Source organism: Opitutus sp. sgz309028 (assembly GCF_059821195.1).
Genome location: NZ_JCAMRR010000001.1, coordinates 291,950 through 306,869, shown reverse-complemented (window position 1 = coordinate 306,869; position 14,920 = coordinate 291,950). Strand labels below are relative to the sequence as shown.

At 64.8% G+C, this 14,920-nt stretch carries 16 protein-coding genes; 7 read left to right on the top strand and 9 right to left on the bottom strand.

The window, feature by feature from the left end:
• Positions 1-3: 3 nt before the first annotated feature.
• The 5 genes from AC6RV7_RS01230 to AC6RV7_RS01210 all read left to right on the top strand — a co-directional run bounded on the left by AC6RV7_RS01230 (position 4) and on the right by AC6RV7_RS01210 (position 5,216).
• Positions 4-429 carry a HesB/IscA family protein gene (locus tag AC6RV7_RS01230; protein WP_500092072.1) on the top strand — a complete coding sequence of 142 codons (426 nt, stop codon included), beginning with the start codon at positions 4-6 and terminating at the stop codon, positions 427-429.
• A gap of 112 nt (positions 430-541) precedes the next feature.
• Positions 542-1,201 carry a translation initiation factor IF-3 gene (infC, locus tag AC6RV7_RS01225; RefSeq protein ID WP_500092071.1) on the top strand — a complete coding sequence of 220 codons (660 nt, stop codon included), beginning with the start codon at positions 542-544 and terminating at the stop codon, positions 1,199-1,201.
• A 249-nt stretch (positions 1,202-1,450) separates the two neighbouring features.
• A complete protein-coding gene (locus AC6RV7_RS01220) occupies positions 1,451-2,359 on the top strand; it encodes an N-acetylmuramoyl-L-alanine amidase family protein (RefSeq protein ID WP_500092070.1) in 909 nt (302 codons plus the stop codon).
• 81 nt (positions 2,360-2,440) lie between these two features.
• Positions 2,441-3,475, top strand: a complete 1,035-nt coding sequence (locus tag AC6RV7_RS01215) for a phospholipase C/P1 nuclease family protein (RefSeq protein WP_500092069.1) — start codon at positions 2,441-2,443, stop codon at positions 3,473-3,475.
• 103 nt (positions 3,476-3,578) lie between these two features.
• On the top strand, positions 3,579-5,216 hold the full coding sequence (locus AC6RV7_RS01210) for a TIGR03790 family protein (protein WP_500092068.1): 1,638 nt from the start codon (positions 3,579-3,581) through the stop codon (positions 5,214-5,216).
• 65 nt (positions 5,217-5,281) lie between these two features.
• Here the strand turns inward: AC6RV7_RS01210 and AC6RV7_RS01205 are convergent, their stop codons facing one another.
• The gene (locus tag AC6RV7_RS01205) at positions 5,282-5,938 is read right to left on the bottom strand and encodes a ClpP family protease (protein WP_500092067.1); all 657 of its coding nucleotides are present in this window, start codon (positions 5,936-5,938) and stop codon (positions 5,282-5,284) included.
• A gap of 65 nt (positions 5,939-6,003) precedes the next feature.
• Positions 6,004-6,474 (bottom strand): nucleoside deaminase, encoded by a 471-nt coding sequence (locus AC6RV7_RS01200; protein ID WP_500092066.1) that lies wholly within the window; start codon positions 6,472-6,474, stop codon positions 6,004-6,006.
• Positions 6,475-6,678: 204 nt separating this feature from the next.
• Here AC6RV7_RS01200 and AC6RV7_RS01195 point away from each other — a divergent pair, with 204 nt between their 5' ends.
• Positions 6,679-8,043 (top strand): glucoamylase family protein, encoded by a 1,365-nt coding sequence (locus AC6RV7_RS01195; protein WP_500092065.1) that lies wholly within the window; start codon positions 6,679-6,681, stop codon positions 8,041-8,043.
• A 74-nt stretch (positions 8,044-8,117) separates the two neighbouring features.
• Positions 8,118-8,684 carry a hypothetical protein gene (locus AC6RV7_RS01190; protein ID WP_500092064.1) on the top strand — a complete coding sequence of 189 codons (567 nt, stop codon included), beginning with the start codon at positions 8,118-8,120 and terminating at the stop codon, positions 8,682-8,684.
• Positions 8,685-8,754: 70 nt separating this feature from the next.
• On the opposite strand, the gene AC6RV7_RS01185 is transcribed toward AC6RV7_RS01190, so the two are convergent.
• From AC6RV7_RS01185 to AC6RV7_RS01155, 7 genes are all read right to left on the bottom strand, one after another.
• Positions 8,755-9,129 (bottom strand): Dabb family protein, encoded by a 375-nt coding sequence (locus AC6RV7_RS01185; protein ID WP_500092063.1) that lies wholly within the window; start codon positions 9,127-9,129, stop codon positions 8,755-8,757.
• Positions 9,130-9,294: 165 nt separating this feature from the next.
• Positions 9,295-9,543 carry a hypothetical protein gene (locus AC6RV7_RS01180; RefSeq protein ID WP_500092062.1) on the bottom strand — a complete coding sequence of 83 codons (249 nt, stop codon included), beginning with the start codon at positions 9,541-9,543 and terminating at the stop codon, positions 9,295-9,297.
• Positions 9,544-9,613: 70 nt separating this feature from the next.
• Positions 9,614-10,357 carry an alpha/beta hydrolase gene (locus AC6RV7_RS01175; protein WP_500092061.1) on the bottom strand — a complete coding sequence of 248 codons (744 nt, stop codon included), beginning with the start codon at positions 10,355-10,357 and terminating at the stop codon, positions 9,614-9,616.
• A gap of 136 nt (positions 10,358-10,493) precedes the next feature.
• Positions 10,494-11,054, bottom strand: coding sequence for an iron-sulfur cluster assembly protein (locus AC6RV7_RS01170; protein ID WP_500092060.1), 561 nt, complete (start codon positions 11,052-11,054; stop codon positions 10,494-10,496).
• A gap of 49 nt (positions 11,055-11,103) precedes the next feature.
• Positions 11,104-12,735: a PEP-CTERM sorting domain-containing protein gene (locus AC6RV7_RS01165; protein WP_500092059.1), complete on the bottom strand. Its 1,632-nt coding sequence runs from the start codon at positions 12,733-12,735 to the stop codon at positions 11,104-11,106.
• A 308-nt stretch (positions 12,736-13,043) separates the two neighbouring features.
• Complete coding sequence (locus AC6RV7_RS01160; RefSeq protein WP_500092058.1) at positions 13,044-13,814, bottom strand: LytR/AlgR family response regulator transcription factor; 771 nt, start codon at positions 13,812-13,814, stop codon at positions 13,044-13,046.
• Positions 13,815-13,850: 36 nt separating this feature from the next.
• Entirely contained in the window at positions 13,851-14,915 is a 1,065-nt protein-coding gene (locus AC6RV7_RS01155; protein WP_500092057.1) for a sensor histidine kinase, read from the bottom strand.
• Between the last annotated feature and the right edge of the window lie 5 nt (positions 14,916-14,920).

Below are 14,920 nucleotides of genomic sequence, written 5' to 3'. Positions count from 1 at the left end.
TTCATGTCTGACGCTGCGACTCTCCCGAATCCTTCACCCGCGCTTCCCGCCGCTCCGGCGCCGGCTCCGTCCGCGTGGCCGGAAGGTGTCCGGGAAGGCAACGAGAACCTCGTCAAGCTCACGGCCGCAGCGGGGACCAAGGTGGCGGCGCTGATTGCGCGTGAAAAGCAGGGCAGTTTTCTCCGCATCGCGATCAGCGGCGGCGGCTGCAATGGGCTGAGTTACAAAATGAAGTTCGTGCCGGAGCCGAAACGCGGTGACATCGTCGTGACAACGAGTGGCATCACCGTGGTGGTCGACAGCAAGAGTGCGCTGTATCTCAAAGGCACGCATCTGGACTACTCCGCGGCGATGGTGTCGGGCGGGTTCAAGTTCTCGAACCCGAATGCGAAAGCCAGTTGCTCCTGCGGCGAAAGCTTTAGTGTATGAGAGGCTGCCCGAGTCCCGCATCGGGGGCGCGTCGGCTAAATAGATGTTGTCAACCCAGCGTATCCGGGCGAGAACCCGCCCGACTTAGTCACTGATCACCTAACCCTTATTGATGGCCAATTCGTTTCCCTCCGGGGGCGGCAACCGCCCCGGCTCTTACCAGCGTCGCAACAACGACCCTTTCGCGGCGATCCGCCGCAATCATCGTATCAAGGTCCCGCAAGTGCGCGTGATCTCTCCCGAGGGCAAGCAGCTGGGAGTTCTCGACACGCCGAAGGCCATCAACCTCGCGCTTGAAAACGGCCTCGATCTGGTCGAGGTCGCGCCCAACGCCACGCCGCCCGTGTGCCGAATCATGGATTTCGGCAAATACGTCTACGAGGAGCAGAAGAAGCACACGCACGCGAAGGCGACCGCGAGCAAGATCAAGGAGATCGAGTTCAGCGCGCGCATCGCCGAAAACGATTTCTACACGAAGCTGCGCCACGCCGAGGAATTTCTCGATCACGGCAACAAGGTGAAGCTGCGGCTGAAATTCCGCGGTCGCGAGATGGCGCACACCGACATCGGTTTCACCGTCATGAAGCGCGCGGTGAGCGAGCTGGGCGGCATGGGCCATCCCGATGCCGAGCCGAAGCTCATCGGTCGCAACATCCACGTGATGCTGACGCCCCTTCCGGCCAACAAGCGCAAGCTGAAGTTCCATCTCGAAGGCGAGGTCGGCGAGGGCGAGGCGGCCGAGTCGACGACCGATCAGAACGGAGAGGATTGATTCAGCGGCGCCATGGATCCGGTGGCGCCGCGAGCCCTCGCCATTATGGCGTTGGGCCTCTTGACAGCCCTGCATTTACTCGCGGCTGAGGCCCCGCGTTCCGCGCCGACGAGGCCCGGTGCCGCTTCCTCCGCTCCTGCGCAGAAACCAGTAGCCACGGCGCCGGCCAATCGCGCTCCGGCGAAAACAAGTTCGGCGCCGAGGCCGGCGCCGCGCGCGCCGAAACGCGAGGACATCGCGCTGGACGAGGTGGCCAAAAAACTCGGGCTCAAATTCACTGCGGCGGCGGACGGCAAGCGCGTGGTTCTGGCCGATGCCCATCGGCGCGTGGAGCTGGACGTCGACAGCCGCGAGACGCGGATGAACGGACTGCGCGTGTTTCTCGGCGACGCGGTGCGCGCGCGTGGCGGCCGATTCTATGTCGATCGCATCGACTACCAGACTTGCCTCGTGCCGATGCTGCGGCCGGCGGCGATTTCGCCGCGTCCGCCGCGTCCGCGGATCGTGGCGATCGACGCCGGACACGGCGGCGTCGATAACGGGATGGAAAATGCGGCCCTCGGACTAAAGGAAAAGGAACTCACGCTCGACGTGGCCCGGCGTTTGCAACGACTGCTCGAGCAGGAGGGCCTTCGCGTCGTGCTGACGCGCAAGGACGATCGCGCGCTGCATCCGGAGAAGATCAAGGATTTCGCGATGCGGGCCGAGGTGGCGAATTCTGCGGGCGCGGACCTGCTCGTGAGCATTCATTTCAATTCGCTTTTCCCCGACACCCGCACGGGCGGCACGGAAGTTTACACGTTCACGCGCGCGAATCAGCGCTCGGATCGCTCGTGGGGTTTCGGCCAGGATGACGACACGGAGACGAGCGACTCGCCGGTGAATCGCCATGACGCGGCCAGCGGCCTGCTGGCGCACCAGATCCATCGCGAATTGATCGCGGAGTTAAAAACGGCAGATCGCGGATTGAAGACGATGCACAGCGCGATGCTCCGGCGGCTCACCTGTCCCGCCGTGCTGGTAGAGTCGGCGTTTTTGTCGAATGCCGCGGAAGCCCGGCTGGTGGCCACGCCGGAATATCGGCAACGGATTGCGCAGGCGATTGCGGATGGAATTTTCGCATATGGCAGCACGCTGAAGGCGCTGGGCGCGAACTGAACTGCCCGACAGCCGCGAGCGCGCCGACGGGGGGATCTTTGCGTTGGCTTTGGGGGTCGCAGCTGTCAGCTCTTTCTTCCTGTGAAATCCCGCTTTTTCTTCGCGTTCCTGCCATGGGTGGCCGTCGCCACCTCGTCCCTCGCGTGGGACTACGCCGGCCATCGGGCCGTCAACCAGATCGCGCTCGCGGCGCTGCCCGACGATTTTCCCGCGTTTGTGCGGCAGGCGGACGCAGCGGAGCGCATCGCGTTTCTCGCGGGCGAGCCGGACCGGTGGCGAAATGTTCCCGACCTGCCGATCCGCCACGCCAACGGTCTCGATCACTACTGCGACCTCGAGTTCATCCCCGAAGCCGGACTCGAGGTGACCTCGCTCTCTTCGCTGCGCTACGAATTCGCGATGGCGTTTGCCGCCGGTCGGGCGGCGCATCCGGAGAACTTCGCGCCGATCGATCCGGCGAAAAACGCGGATCGCACGCGCGAATGGCCGGGCTTCGCGCCTTGGGCGATCACCGAGGCCTACGGCAAGCTGCGTTCGGCGTTTTCGTATTTGAGGGTTTACCAGGAACTCGGCACGCCGGACGAAATCGCGAATGCCCAAGCGAACGCGATCTACGTCATGGGCGTGATGGGACACTTTGTGGGCGATCTCGCCCAGCCGCTGCACACGACGAAGCATCACAACGGCTGGGTCGGGGAAAATCCGCACGGCTACACGGAAACCGGAGGCATTCACGCGTGGATCGACGGCGGTTTTTTCGCGAAAGTCGGTTTGCCGGTCGAGGCGCTCGCGGCGCGGGCGCAACCCGCTGCGCCGGTTTCCACGTCGGCGCGGTCCGATCGACGCGATCCGGTGTTCGCGGCGGTGATCGATTATTTTGTCGCGCAGCATGCGGAGGTGGAGCGCCTGTATCAGCTGGAGAAGGACGGCAAGTTCAAGGCCGACGATGACGGCGGCTGGCGCGACGGGGCGGAATTCCTGCAGGGGCAGTTGCTGCGCGGCGGTCAGATGCTCGCGGCGCTCTGGCTGACGGCGTGGCGCGATACCGTGCCGGATGTGTATCTGCGCGCGAGTCTGCTCCGTCGGCAGGGAATCGACACTCCGGTGGCGAAATAGCTCGATTTGACCGCTCGGGGCGGATGTGCCCGCTGTGGTCTGCCGCGCCGGACCACGTCTGACCTTGCGCCGGCGCGGGCGATGTCGTCGGCTCGCGCTCGGCATGAGGTCCCGGATTTTCGGCGCGTTTCTCTTTCTTGTTTGCGGTGGGTTGTGGGCGGCGGATGACCTTGCGCAGCGGGTCGTGCTGCTGGCCAACAGCGACGACCGCGATTCCGTGCGCATCGCCGAACACTATGCCGCGGCGCGCGGCGTGCCCCGGGAGAACATTGTCGCGCTGCCGATGGCGCGGGGCGAAACGGTTTCTTGGGCCGACTTCATCCGCACGATCTGGGAACCGTTGGAGCAGCGCCTGGTGGCGGCGGGGTGGATCGATGCGATTCCGATGCACCTGGTCGACGCGGCCGGACGCACGAAATACGCCGTCTCGGGCAACCGCATCTCGTATCTGGTGGTGTGTCGCGGGGTGCCCTTGCGGGTGTTGCACGACGCGGCGCTGTATGTGCCGAACGCTCCGCTGACCGATCGCAGTATTTTCCGGACAAACGCCGGCGCGGTCGATTCGGAGTTGAGCCTGCTGGCGCGGCCTAATTACCCGATCAATGCGTTCGTTTCGAATCCGTTGTATCGCGACGACCGGCCGATGCCGCTCGAGCGGGAGCAGGTGGTGAAGGTGTCGCGGCTGGACGGACCGACTCCGGAAGATGCGATGGCCCTGGTCGACCACGCGATCGAGGCGGAGAAAACCGGACTGTTGGGACGGGCGTATGTCGACATCGGCGGCATCGATCGCACCGGCGATCAATGGTTCGAGTCGGTAGTGAAACAATTGGAAGCGCTGGGTTTCGACACGCAGGTGGATCGCGCGCGTTCGACCTTCCCGGTGGGCGTGCGCTTTGACGCGCCGGTGCTTTATTTCGGCTGGTATGCGGGCAAGCCGGTCGGGCCGTTCACGCTGCCGGATTTTCGTTTTCCGCCCGGCGCGATCGCGCTGCACATTCACAGTTACTCGGCGGCAACCGTGCGATCGAAGAACGACAACTGGGTGGGGCCGCTGGTGGCGCGCGGGGTGACGGCGACGGTGGGAAACGTGTTCGAGCCGTATTTGCAGCTCACGCATCGTCCGGACCTGCTCCTGCGCGCGCTCGCGCGCGGCGACACCTGGGGCGACGCGGTCTATTACTCGCTGCAGGTGCTGAGCTGGCAGACGATGGCGATCGGCGATCCGCTGTATCGACCGTTTGCGGTGGAGTTTTCGCAGCAGTGGGAGCGCCGCGCAGAACTGCCGCTGCGGCTCGGCGGCTATGTCACGGTGCGCATGATGAAGGAACTGGAGGAGGCGGGGCGCGACGACGAAGCGCTCGCGCTGGCGAGGCAGGCGCAGCGCGAGCGGCCGAGCGTGATCGTGGGACTGGCCCTGGCCGAACGCTTGCAGGCGGCGGGACAGGTGAAGGAGGCGGCGACGGCGCTGGGATTCGTGACGTTTCTTGAAAACTACCCGGCGGACGAGTGGACGTTGATGCATCAGGCGGCGCAGGTGCTCGTGCAATGCGAGGATGCTCCGGCGGCGCTGAAGGTTTACCGGAATCTGTTGGGCACGCGGTCCCTGCCAGCGGAGTTGAAACGCTCCTGGCTGGCGGACGCACTGGAGACCGCGATGGCGGCGGGCGATCGCGTGCAGGCCGACGCTTGGCGAAAAGAGTTCTCGGAACTTCCGGACGCGGCGAACGCGGGGAAATAAAAAAGGCGGGTCGCGAGACCCGCCTCGAAGAGCTGCCGATCGTTCGGCCGTGATGCCGGACGACGTCAGACTTTGTCGACGATGCGGTCGGCGAGACCGTAGGCGATCGCTTCCTGGGCGTTGAGGTAGAAATCGCGATCGGTGTCCTGGTTGATGCGTTCGAGCGGCTGGCCGGAAGCGTCGGCGAGGATCTGGTTAAGTTCCTGGCGGAGCTTTTCCATTTCCTTCGCCTGGATGTTGATGTCCGAGGCGGGGCCGACCATGCGTCCGGAAATGAGCGGCTGATGGATGAGCACGCGCGCGTGCGGGTAAAGCAGGCGCCGGCCCTTCGGCGCGCCGGACAGCAGGATGGAGCCCATGGACGCGGCCATGCCAGTGACGATCACGGTGATCGGCGACGTGATGAGTTTCATCGTGTCGTAAACCGCCATGCCTGCCGTGATCGAGCCGCCGGGCGAGTTGATGTAAAAGGTGATCTCCTTGCCGGGCGCGACGGCCTCGAGGTAGAGCAGCTTTTCGGTGAGGTCCTTGGCCGACTCGTCGGTCACCGCGCCCCAGAGGAAGATCTTACGCTGTTCGAGAAACTTCTTTTGGACAATGAGTCCGACGGGGGCCACGCCCTTCTTTCCCGGCGTGGGTTCCTGCTCATCGTCATCGTCATCATCGTCGTCGAAGCGCGGGACAGGGGCGGAAAGGCTCGGCTGAAGGTTGTCGAAATGCATACGATCCCGAACGTGTGCGGGCGATTCCAGGTTGGCAAGTGCTCAAGGACGTTCGTCAAGCCGGCTCAGTAGCGGACTTTGTCGGACTTTCCGGTCCATTCGCGGAACGTCGCGAGCGCCTCGTCGCGCAGCAACGGATGCATGCGCACCGTGCGCTCGGCGATGGGCAGTGCCAGCTCGCGGTAAATCGTGTCGTCGTCGAAGCCGATCTCCGCGGCGTCGGCGCGCGTATTCGCAAAGAACACCCGCGGGATGCGGGCCCAGTAGATGGCGGCGAGGCACATCGGACACGGCTCGCAGCTGGTGTAGAGCTCGCAGTCGTCGAGCCGGAAAGTTTGCAGGGAGTCGCAGGCGTCGCGAATGGCGACGATCTCCGCGTGCGCGGTGGGATCGTTCGTGGCGGTGACGCGGTTGTGTCCGCGCGCCACGATCCGGCCCTGGCGGACGATGACGCAGCCGAAGGGACCGCCGGCGTTGTTCCGCAACCCGTGCTGTGCCATCCGGATCGCTTCCCGCATGTGATCTTCGGGAGTCATGTAGGGCTGGAAGCATGACAGCGCCTCGCGGGAAATGCGAGCGTGACGGCGGCCCGCCTTCGACCGCGGCAAATGCGGAAAGGTTGAGAAAATTTTTGTGAAATCCGCGATTTAGGGGATTGTCCGTTACGTTTTCGGTCGAAAGTTCCGTTTGCGTCGCTTCAAACCAGTGGCGGCGCGCGTGAGGCGTTCCGAGTTGTCACCATGTTCCCGAAATTTCGCCGCATCACTACGCTCCTCGCCGCGGGTATCGGGTCGATCATGTCAGCAGAAATGAGCCGGGCGCAGAATCTGCAGGATTTTCTTCACGAGCCGCCGGTGCAGCGCGTCGTGGCCGGTTCGCCGGACGAATTGCTGCTGGACGAAATTCAGCGGCGGGCGGTGTTGTATCTCGTCGAGCAAACGGATCCGTCGACGGGGCTCACGCGCGACCGGGCGCCGGCTGATGGCGGCGAGAGCCTGATTCCGGCGAGCATTGCAACCTCGGGCTTTGCGCTCACGGGGTGGTGCATCGCCGATGCGCGGGGCTGGATGAAAACGGAGGAAGCGCGGGCGCGGGTGCTGAAAACGCTGCAGTTCGTCGCCGACCATGTCGCGCACGAGCACGGTTGGTTTTATCATTTCATCGATGCGCGGAACGGGCAGCGGGCGTGGCTGAGCGAAGCGTCGACGATCGACACCGCGCTTTTTCTCAGCGGCGCGTTGATGGCCCGCGAATACTTCGACGACGCGGAGGTGCGGCGCTGGGTTGACCGGATTTATGCGCGGATCGACTGGCGCTGGGCGCTGAACGGCGGCACGACGCTGACCCACGGATGGAAGCCGGAGACGGGATTCATCCCGTGGCGCTGGGACAGCTATTCGGAGTTGCTCGGTATGTATCTGCTCGGCATCGGTGCGCCGGCGAACGCGTTGCCCGCGGAGTCGTGGTATGCGTGGAAGCGCGAGCCGGTCGTGCACTACGGCGGGCGCACGTATCTCGATTGCGGACCGTTGTTCACGCATCAGTTTTCGCATGCTTGGTTCGATTTTCGCGGCCAGCGCGATGCGCACACGGATTTTTGGAAAAACTCGGTGGACGCGACCCTCGGGCAGCGCGAGTGGTCGGCGGCGCAGGCGGCGCGTTTCCCGCGCTGGTCCAAGGACCTTTGGGGACTGACGGCTTCGGACAGCGCGCGCGGCTACATCGCGTGGGGCGGCCCGGGCGGCGATGGCGGCAAGTTCGCCGACGGCACGGTCGTCCCATGTGCGCCGGGCGGGTCGCTGCCGTTTGCGCCGGAAGAATGCCTCGCGACGCTGCATCGGATGCGCGAAGTGGGCGGAGAAGGAGTTTGGAAACGCTATGGTTTCGTCGATGCCTTCAATCCGCAGAACGGGTGGACGGCTTCCGATGTGATCGGAATCGATTTGGGCATCATGCTGCTGATGGCGGAGAATCTCCGCTCGGAGCTGGTGTGGCGTGTGTTCATGAAAGCGCCGGAAGTGCGGCTGGGCATGTGGCTCGCGGGCTTCCGCAGCGACGCTCCCCGCCATCCGGTGGCGACAGTCAAGGTGGCTTCGGCACGTTAAGGCGGCCGCGGGTGAACGGGCCGAATTTCGGTCCGATTCCCCTTACTTTTTGCGCGCGGCGGCCGATGGGGGGAATGGCCTTTTACCCTTCGCCCCTTTTGGCCATGAAAGCACTCATACTGACTCTGCTGGGTTTTGCCGCGCTTTCGGCGGGCGCCGCGTTCGGCGCGGACGTCAAATTGCGCGTGGAGGGCAGCCAGGAGCTGCGCCTCGTGATTGTGGACAGCATCCGGGCCAGCGCCGGTCGCGACACCCTGCACCGGGCGTTTGCGGACGGGCTCGCCGAAGCGATCAACCGCAGCGGGGGCGCGCCGATTGCGGTGGGGACGAAGCGCAGCCACGCCGATCAGGCGGCGTTCAGTTTAAACCAGGGCGTATGCGATGCGGTGCTGGTGATCGGCAAGGACGTGCCGCGTCCGCTCATCATCGCGGGCACCCGGCGTCTGGTGGCCACGCTCACCACCAACCGCGGGGAGAAAAAGGCGTATTTGATTTTTAGCGACGCGGACCCGGGTTTGACGCGCGTGCTCTCGGACGCGTTTACCCCCGCGATCACCGACCATCGGTTTCTCGACGCGATGGACGGCGGCTTCGATCAGGTGGATGCGGACCACGCGGGCACGAAGCTGGCCGCGCGTTGAGGGCGACGGATTTTCAAAAACAAAAAGGCCGCCCGGGCGGGCGGCCTTGCGGTGACTCAGCGGAATTAACTCAGTTCGAAATATCGAACGTGGTGCTCGAGTCGCGGATCGGGGTGTAAACCTTGTACCATTCCTTCTGCGCGTCGCTGCCGGAGTATTCCTTGAGGGCGGCTTCGCTGGCGAATTCCATCACGATGGCGTTGGCTTTGCCGCCCTGCGCCTTGATCGTGCGAGTCCAGACGCGGGTGATGCCCTTGAACTTGGAGGGGAGGGCCTGCACGCCGTCGAGCGCGGCCTGCACCTGCTCCGGCGTGGTGCCGGCTTTCCACGAAACCGTCACGACGTGGATCACGGATTTGGGCGCAGACTCGGCCGCTTGGGCGAGACTGACACTGCCGAGAAACAGGCAGCCGGCAGTGAGGAGGGAGGCGATGAGTTTTTTCATGGATGCGGATTGGGGGAGGTTATCTGGCAGGCAGGACCGGCATGGTCCACGCCCGCTGCATGGACGCATCCGACTAAAAATGGATGCGCCGAAACGGAAATCATGCAGTCGCCGCGGCGGGCCGCAAGAACGCTGAGCGAACGGCTTGCGCCCGCCGGTCGCGCGTCAACGTTCGGAGACCACCTCGGTGGCCGTGATTTCGATTGCCTCCGGTTTGGCGGCAAACGGCGGCGTGGGGCGCCGGGAAAAAGCGCGCGGTGCGGCGGCGGACGGCGGGGGAGATTTCAACCGAAACAGCCGCCGTGCGAGCATGACGGAGAGACTCGCCACCGTGATCGCGGCGGCGACAAACAGACCGCCGACGATTGCGATCACCGAGAGGAGAACCGTGAGAAGGGTTTTGGTTGCGCGCACGAGGAGAAAGACTCGCGGGAAGAAGGAAAGTTGCGGCGCGGCGAAAGATGCCGGGTAGCGGCGGAAAGTTTCAGCGCGGTTCTTCGAACAAGATCCGCAGCCCCTCGGAAAACGCGAGCGGCAGGACGTTGTAGTGATCGTGATCGGCAAACCGTCGCGTCGAGATTGTGAGTCCGGCAAATGGCGTGGTCGCAAGCTGCTGTTCGAGCAAGGTCAGATCGCCGGTCATCGACGCGGTGTCCTCCGCGCCGACGCTCAGAAAAAGCCGGCCGGACAATTGCGACTGTCGCGAACGAAGCTGCTGGATTTGTCCAAGGATGGCGCGTTCGGCCCACCAGATCGAAGGCGCGCTCGCGAGATGGTGCGTGAAGAACGGCTGCGGTTGAAACTGCGCGTGGAGCACGAGGAGCGAGCCGAGCGAATGGCCGGCGATGCCGCGGAGGTGAGGATCCAAGGGATAGCGCCGGGCGAGTTCCGTCCACAGCGTGGTCGTGAGGAATTCCAGAAACGCATCGCCGCCGCCGCTGGACGGTTCGTCCGCATGCGGCACCGGTGTGTAATCGCGGCCGCGCCGGTTTCCGGGTTTCGTGTAACTGGCACCGTAGCCCACGCCGACGAGCCACAGCGGGCGCACGGTGCCGGCCGCGCGGAGTTCGCGGTAGGCGGCGGTGGCGAACTTGAACTGATCGTCTCCATCCATGAACAACACCGCCGGCCGCGGCGCCGATGCTTTAGCGGTCGCGTCGGAGGTATCGACATAGATCGCGTAATCGGTGGAGGTCTCGGGCGAGCGAAGATGAAACGTGGGCGTCACGGGCCGACACGAGACGCGAACCGGGCGCGGGCGCAAGTCATGCGGCCGGGCCGGCGAAGGCTGCGTATTCCGATATTACCAAGGAAAAAGGCCGGTCGCGTGACCGGCCTCGAGACGGGAGGGGAACGGTGCCCGGCTAGATCAGCCCGAGCTTCATTTTCCCCTCTTCGGAAATCATCGCCTGATTCCACGGCGGATCCCAGGTGATGCGGACGTCGGCGTCGCTGACGCCGGGAACGAGGAGAATCTTGGATTTGGCGTCCTCGGCGATCGCGGGACCCATGCCGCAGCCGGGCGCGGTGAGCGTCATTTGCACGTTGACCTTGTAGCTCGGCTGGTCGCCGGGCGAGGGCGCGGCGACGGCTTCGACGTCCATCGAATAAACGAGGCCGAGGTCGACAATGTTGACCGGGATTTCCGGATCGAAGACCTGGCGAAGTTGACCCCAGATGGCCTCGGGATCGGGAGCGCCGTCGGCGAGGGTGGCGGCCTTGACGGTATTGTCGACGACGGCCTCGCCGAGGGCGTCGCCATCCTTGCCGTCGATGCGGAAAAGACCGCGATCGGTCTGGACCGTGTAACTGCCGCCGAGCGTCTGGTGAATGATGACGGGCGTGCCGGCGGTGAGGGGGGCCTTGTCGCCTGACGGAATCTGGGTGGCGAGGACGTCGCGGGAGAGAGTGCGATCGCGGTTCATGCGTCCCAGTGAAACGCGGACGCAGGCAGGTGCAACCGCGGAAGCGGTCTTAACAGGAGCGGCGTTTTCGCCAGGCGGAAAAGCCGAGAGCGATCAGGCCGAAGAGCGCGGCGTAGGTCGAAGGTTCGGGAATCGCGGTGGAGGTGGCGTTCAACACCAGGGTGTTTCCCGCGAAAGCGAGGCTGTAATCGAATCCATCGATAGTGGTGCCGAAGGTGAAATCGGTGAGGTCGAAATCGTAGAGTGCGATATTGCCCGCGGAGAAATCGAACAGGGTGTAGGTGCCCGCGGTGAAACCACCGGAGTCGAAGAAGTTCAACGTGATGCCGTCGTTTCCGCTCGGGCCGGAGATCCAGCCGGCGTTGACGCGGATGAGATCGCTGACCGTGCCGAGATCGAAGTCGATCGTCGTATCGGTGGCGAAGATGAGGGCGTAGCCGAACGTCAGGGTGCCCGCGGCGCCGGACGCGCTGCCGGGCTCGAGTCGCGCGCCGGTATGGATAAACGCGGCGCGGTCGATCGTTCCGCTGCCTCCAAGCGAGGCGCCCGCGTTGACGTCGATCATCGACGTGTTCGTGAGGGAGCCGTTGACGAAGAGCTTGCCGCCGTCGATTTCGGTGTAGCCGGAGTAAGTGTTCGCGCCGGAAAGGACGACGGTGCCGGCGCCGGTCTTGTAGAGCCAGCCTTCCCCTGAGATCGCGCCGGACCCGCCGGCGGCATTGCTTCTGAAGTTGAGGCCGCTGCCCTTCTCCAGGATCACGTTGGCATTGCCGAGGGAGCTCGAGTCGAGAAATGAGAACTGCTGGCCTCCTTTCACGGTGAAGGTGGCGGAGCCGCCAGTGGAGGAGTCCCGGAAATTCGTGTAGCCGCGCACCGTGAAGATGGCGTTGCCGCCGGTCGCGTTGCCGGAGAAATCCAGCCGGGTGGTGTCGATGGTGGCGTTGCCAGCGGTGGCGTTGCCGGTGAAGGTGATTTGGGCGGGAGCGATTTGGGGCAGCGTCGCGGGCGCATAGCTGGCGAGGATCTGCGCCGAACCGGCGGAGCTGTTGCCCGAGAAAACGAGCGAGCCGTCAGCGCTGACCTTGATGTCGGCATTGGCGGCGGTGGAGGTGCTTTTGAAGGTCACGTTGCCGCCGGTTTCCTGGATCGTGATCTTTGCGTTCGCTGCGGTGGCCGTGTTGTCGAAAGTGAGCACTCCGGCGCTCAACACACTGAGCTGGGCGGTGCCGGCCGACGACGCATCCAGGAAGTCGATTTTGCCGAGCTTGGTTGAGTTGCCCTTCGCGCTGATGATGACGTTGGCGGCGTGCGCCGAGTTGGTGAAGGCCAGACGGGCGCGGCCGGTATCGTTGGCTTTGACGTCGAAGGTCTGGGCGGAGGAGCTGTCGTTGACAATACCGGTGCCGGCGAGGATCAGGTTCGAACCGCCCTTCTGGGAGAAGGTGTAAGCGGGGGCGTCCTCGGTGAAATGGATGTAGTCGACGGTGAGGGTGCCGACGATGTTGACGGCCGGCTGCGCGGTGGAGCCGAACGTGGCGACGGCGGTTTCTGAGTTCGGAACGCCATCTGACCAGTTGTCGCTGGTCTCCCAATTTTTGTTGGTCGTGGCTTGCCAGGTGGATTGCGCGCCGGCTGAGAGGGTGGAGAGAAGGGCGGGCAGGAGCGCGAAGCGGAGAAACATGTTGTGAAGGTGCGTCGTGTGGGTGGGCGTGACGCGACGGTCCGTGCGGAGGCGCGGAGACCTGGTGGAGGCAGGCGTCAGTCCGACAGTGCGGCGCGGCGCGCTTCGGCATAAGCGGCTTTCAACGAACCGGGCGGAATTTTCGACGAAATGGACGCGAACGTCCGCGAACGCTCTGATCGGTGCGACGTTCGGGGCTGTCAGTGCAAGAAGCGCGGCGACGAAGCAATCCTGCTCCATCCCGCTGGATCGCCACGGTGCGCTTCACGCACTTCGCGATGACAAAGGAGTGACCTCTTTGGGCCGCTCTATGGCGGAAGCGCGGCGCGGAGGCGGGCGAGGGCGACGCGGGCGAGCGGGAGCGGCGGGGAGTTGAGTGCGTCGAGCGTGAGCACGCCGCTGTCGCGGGACCGGACGTCGAGCCCGGCGATGCGGTCGAGGTTGACGAGCAGCGAGCGTTCGAGCCGGAGGAAGGGCGGCGCGGGAAGCAACGCTTCCCATGCGGCCATGCGCTTCAGGACGAGCATGGGACGTTCGGCGGCGAGATGCACCCGCGTGTAGCTGCCTTCGGCGACGAGGGCGGCGATGTCGCTTACGCGCACTCGGCGAATCCGGCCGGCGTCGCGCAAGACGAGCGCCTGATCGAGGTGCGCAGGCTCGGTGGGGTTCGTGGGCGACGTGGCGAGAGGGCGGCCTTGGCGCACATGTTGAAGGGCGAGTGTGAGACGTTCGGGAGCGACGGGCTTCAGCAGGTAGTCGGCCGCGCTGGCGGCGAAGGCGCGCACCGCGAACTCGTCGTGCGCGGTGACGAAGATGATGGCCGGCGCGGGATCCAGCAGTGGCAAGAGATCGAAACCCGTCGCCGGCGGCATCTGCACGTCGAGAAAAATGACGTCAGGCTGGAGCTGGGCCGCGAGGGTGGCGGCTTCAGGGACAGAGGCCGCCTCGCCGACGACGGTTACTGAGATGTGTTCGGCGAGCAGCTGGCGGAGGTGTTTGCGGACCAGGCGTTCGTCGTCGACGAGCAGGGCACGGAGTTGAGAAGGGGTTGAGCGCGAGGCTTCGGGATTCGAAAGCATGGGCGCGGCAGGATCAGCGGACAAAACGGAATGAAGTCACGCGAGAACCGCGGCGGCGTTTTGAGCGACGGGAAGATCCACGGTGACGCGGACGCGTTGCGCATCGTGATCGATCGCGAGGGTGGCTTGGTCTTGATGCAGCAGCGCAAGACGGCGGCGCAGGTTGGCGAGACCGATCTGGGTGGAATCCGACGGAGTCGGTCGCGGTTCGATCCATCGTCCGGTGTTTTCCACGACGATCGTGAGGCGGTCCTCGCGCAGGGTGGCGGCGATGTCGATCCGCAGCGGTGGGGACGAGGTGCGCATGCCGTATTTCACGGCGTTCTCGACGAGCGGGAGCAGAACGGCGGTCGGCACGAGGGCGTGGCGAGCGGCGTCGTCGATTTTCAACGTGTGGATCAGGCGCTCCTCAAAACGCGCCTGTTCGACGCGGAGGTAGCCGCTGATGGCGTCGACCTCTTCGCCAAATTGGGCGTGGTGGTGGCGTTGCAGCAGGGAGGAACGAAGATAAGCGGCGAGCGAACTGGTGATGGCGCGGACGGCGCGAGGATTCTCGTCGCACTCGGCGAGGATGGAGGTGAGCGCGTTGTAGAGGAAGTGAGGGTTGACCTGTGCGCGCAGGGTGGCGAGTTCGGCCTCGCGGGCGGCGGTTTCGGCTTGGGCGAGCCGAAGCTCGCGCTCGCGCGATTCGAGCTCCTGGCGGAGCAGGAAATACAGCGCGGTCCAGGCGAGATAGAGCGTGAACCGAACGGGCAGGGCGCCGCGTTCAGCCAAGGCGGGCGCGGCCGGAAGATCGGCGAGCCGGCGGACGAGTTCGATCAATCCGGCGTCGGCCGCCGTCGCGACCAGGCAGGCGATCGCGATGGTGGGCAGATGCGGGAGGAGCTTGAACGTCGCGACCGGCCAGCGGCGATAAAGCCGCCAAAGCAGGAGGGTCAGGGCGAAGGAGAGAACCTGCCGGCCGAATCCGGCCAGGACGATGCTGCCCAGGTCGTCGAACGCGATCGACGCGAAGGCAGTGGAGATGGGGACCACCAGCAGCCAGCTGCCGATCTGTAATTGCCAGAAAAGACGGCGACGAGAGCCGGCGGGGAAATTCACCCCGC

What these genes read in the sequence shown, in the direction of transcription:
- AC6RV7_RS01230 (WP_500092072.1), top strand. Translation starts at nt 4, where the DNA reads ATGTCTGACGCTGCGACTCTCCCGAATCCTTCACCCGCGCTTCCCGCC.
- infC (WP_500092071.1), top strand. Translation starts at nt 542, where the DNA reads ATGGCCAATTCGTTTCCCTCCGGGGGCGGCAACCGCCCCGGCTCTTAC.
- AC6RV7_RS01210 (WP_500092068.1), top strand. Translation starts at nt 3,579, where the DNA reads ATGAGGTCCCGGATTTTCGGCGCGTTTCTCTTTCTTGTTTGCGGTGGG.
- AC6RV7_RS01205 (WP_500092067.1), bottom strand. Translation starts at nt 5,938, where the DNA reads ATGCATTTCGACAACCTTCAGCCGAGCCTTTCCGCCCCTGTCCCGCGC.
- AC6RV7_RS01200 (WP_500092066.1), bottom strand. Translation starts at nt 6,474, where the DNA reads ATGACTCCCGAAGATCACATGCGGGAAGCGATCCGGATGGCACAGCAC.
- AC6RV7_RS01195 (WP_500092065.1), top strand. Translation starts at nt 6,679, where the DNA reads ATGTTCCCGAAATTTCGCCGCATCACTACGCTCCTCGCCGCGGGTATC.
- AC6RV7_RS01190 (WP_500092064.1), top strand. Translation starts at nt 8,118, where the DNA reads ATGGCCTTTTACCCTTCGCCCCTTTTGGCCATGAAAGCACTCATACTG.
- AC6RV7_RS01185 (WP_500092063.1), bottom strand. Translation starts at nt 9,129, where the DNA reads ATGAAAAAACTCATCGCCTCCCTCCTCACTGCCGGCTGCCTGTTTCTC.
- AC6RV7_RS01170 (WP_500092060.1), bottom strand. Translation starts at nt 11,054, where the DNA reads ATGAACCGCGATCGCACTCTCTCCCGCGACGTCCTCGCCACCCAGATT.
- AC6RV7_RS01165 (WP_500092059.1), bottom strand. Translation starts at nt 12,735, where the DNA reads ATGTTTCTCCGCTTCGCGCTCCTGCCCGCCCTTCTCTCCACCCTCTCA.
- AC6RV7_RS01160 (WP_500092058.1), bottom strand. Translation starts at nt 13,814, where the DNA reads ATGCTTTCGAATCCCGAAGCCTCGCGCTCAACCCCTTCTCAACTCCGT.